The organism is Dolichospermum sp. LEGE 00246 (assembly GCF_015207865.1).
In the GTDB taxonomy this organism is placed as follows: domain Bacteria; phylum Cyanobacteriota; class Cyanobacteriia; order Cyanobacteriales; family Nostocaceae; genus Dolichospermum; species Dolichospermum heterosporum.
Map to the genome: position 1 here is coordinate 1 of NZ_JADEWA010000636.1, position 2,273 is coordinate 2,273.

Consider the following 2,273-nt stretch of genomic DNA (forward strand, 5'->3'; position numbering starts at 1 on the left):
GATGGAAATATACTATTGCCTCTTTCAGATCAGATTGTGCTAACAGGGATGATTTTATTCTAAAATCGGAAATATTCGCTAAATTCCTAGCACTCACTTTTTGACTATATAATATAGTTCCTAATATGAGAGTTGTAATTGTTAATTTCCATTTTTTCATGACGCTATTTTCCCAATTATTAGCATACAGTTGTTACAGCAGTTTCCAATTATATGAGTTATATCTTAGCCCCCTCATCGCACCCCCCTAAATCCCCCCGCAGCGGGGGGAAGAAAAGGATAAGCTTTTGATACTGGAGGGGGTTGGGGGTGGGGTTCTTGTACCTCATAACATCGGGAAGTGCTGTAATTATATAGCATTGATTTACATCAACACAAATACACCCAACGAATATGCTTGATTTAACAAAAATATCGAGACAAATGCAAGGTTTCAGTCAACATTTAACTTCAGAGGTGGCTGCAAGTCATCAGCGGTTGGAGTTAGCACAACAATATTTAAAAAAAGCTTTTGAGTGTCAAGAACAGTTAGTTAAACGTCAAGAGGAATGGCGAAATCGGATTATTTTTGCGAATGCTACACCCATTGAACCTCTCGAAACCTGCATTACTATTCCTGTTCCCCCCAAAGTTCATACTGTTATTTCTACAGATGGTTCGCAAATTTCCCCAAATCATCACGAAATTGCGTATTGTTACTTACTAAATATTGGGAGAGTGGTTTTGCACTATGGTCAAAATCTTCACCCGATTCTCGATAGTTTACCGGAGGTATTTTATCGCCCTGAAGATTTATATATATCGCGTCAGTGGGGCATTAGAACTGATGAATGGATGGGTTATCGGCGTACCGCTTCCGAGGCTACAGTCTTAGCAGAACTAGCTTGTAGTGCGAAAACAGCAGCCCCAGTCTTAGCGATGACAGATGGTTCGTTAATATACTGGTTTTTAGATCAATTACCGATGGATGCGCGGGATATGATTTTACCTCCCGTTTTGGAAGCTTGGCAAAAACTCCAACAAGCCCAAATCCCCCTCATGGGCTATCTTAGTGCCTCTCGTAGCACCGAAGCCACCAACTTTTTACGCTTTTTAGCCTGTCCTCACCCTGTCCCTGATTGTATTACCCATTGTCCCAATCAACTAGAATACGTACCTTGCAAAAAATTTGATACTTTGCGCGATACTACCATCATGACCACCCAACTTCAACCCGGACAACGGGGACCATTATGGCGGAGTAATGCCCGAATTTTAGAATTGTATGACGAGCAAATTATTTATTTTTGTTACGTCCATGTCGGGACGGAAATTGCCCGGATTGAAGTTCCCGCTTGGGTTGCAGAAAATTCCATCATGTTTGATCAAGCACTAGGGCTAATGTTGGCACAGGTACAAAAAGGATATGGTTATCCTGTGGCGATCGCCGAAGCGCATAATCAGGCTGTAGTCAGGGGTGGTGATAGAACCCGGTTCTTTGCCCTTTTAGAACGACAAATGATTAAAGCTGGGATCAAAAATGTCGGGATTTCCAACAAAGAAGCAAGAAAACGCGGCAGTATTGCCTAAACTCAGGTTGTAAATGGAGTTTATCTTTTTGGTCATTTTGTGCGAAAGTATAGATATAAGTAAGTCATGGAATAACGAACCACAGAGGCACAGAGAACACAGAGAAATGCGGGTTTGAGAGATATTTTGCGTAAGTCCTGTCATTTACTCAACTCAATTATTTTAACACCGCTTTAATTCAGATAATAAAACTACAATTTCATCTATTGCTGTTCTCATGACTTTCCCCGGTTGTTCAGATTGATTTACCATAATACTAAAAACCAAGGGTTCATAATTGGGTGCGTTCATATATCCAGATAGAGTAGAAATTCCTGTCATTGAACCTGTTTTTGCTTGCACTATTCCCGCAGCCGCAGTATTAAGAAACCGATTTTTTAGACTACCTTTGACACCAGAAATAGGTAAAGAAGCCCGAAAAACTGCTGCTTGAGGTGATTTACCAATTCCTTGTAAAAGTTGTACCAATGCTGCTGGAGTCGTTAAATTTTTCCGAGATAAACCAGAACCATCTACAATGACATAACCTGCTGGTGCAACTTCTAATTGAGTTAAAGTTTCTCTGACAACTTGTAATCCGACATCAGCCGTATTTTGATTTTTTTCTGCTGGTTTCTTAATAGCTAAACTTCTGAGTAAAGCCTCAGCATATAAATTATTACTATTCATATTTGTCTCTAGTAATAATTCCGATAAAGGTGGAG

Annotated in this window: 2 protein-coding genes; one reads left to right on the plus strand and one right to left on the minus strand. The window is 40.1% G+C overall.

The annotated features are described in order from the left end of the window. Positions 1-393 precede the first annotated feature (393 nt). Positions 394-1,569, plus strand: coding sequence for a DNA double-strand break repair nuclease NurA (locus tag IQ228_RS24950; RefSeq protein WP_193964830.1), 1,176 nt, complete (start codon positions 394-396; stop codon positions 1,567-1,569). A 162-nt stretch (positions 1,570-1,731) separates the two neighbouring features. Here IQ228_RS24950 and dacB read toward each other — a convergent pair. After that, positions 1,732-2,273: D-alanyl-D-alanine carboxypeptidase/D-alanyl-D-alanine-endopeptidase (gene dacB, locus IQ228_RS24955; protein WP_193964832.1), on the minus strand; the 542-nt coding region annotated here is incomplete at its 5' end.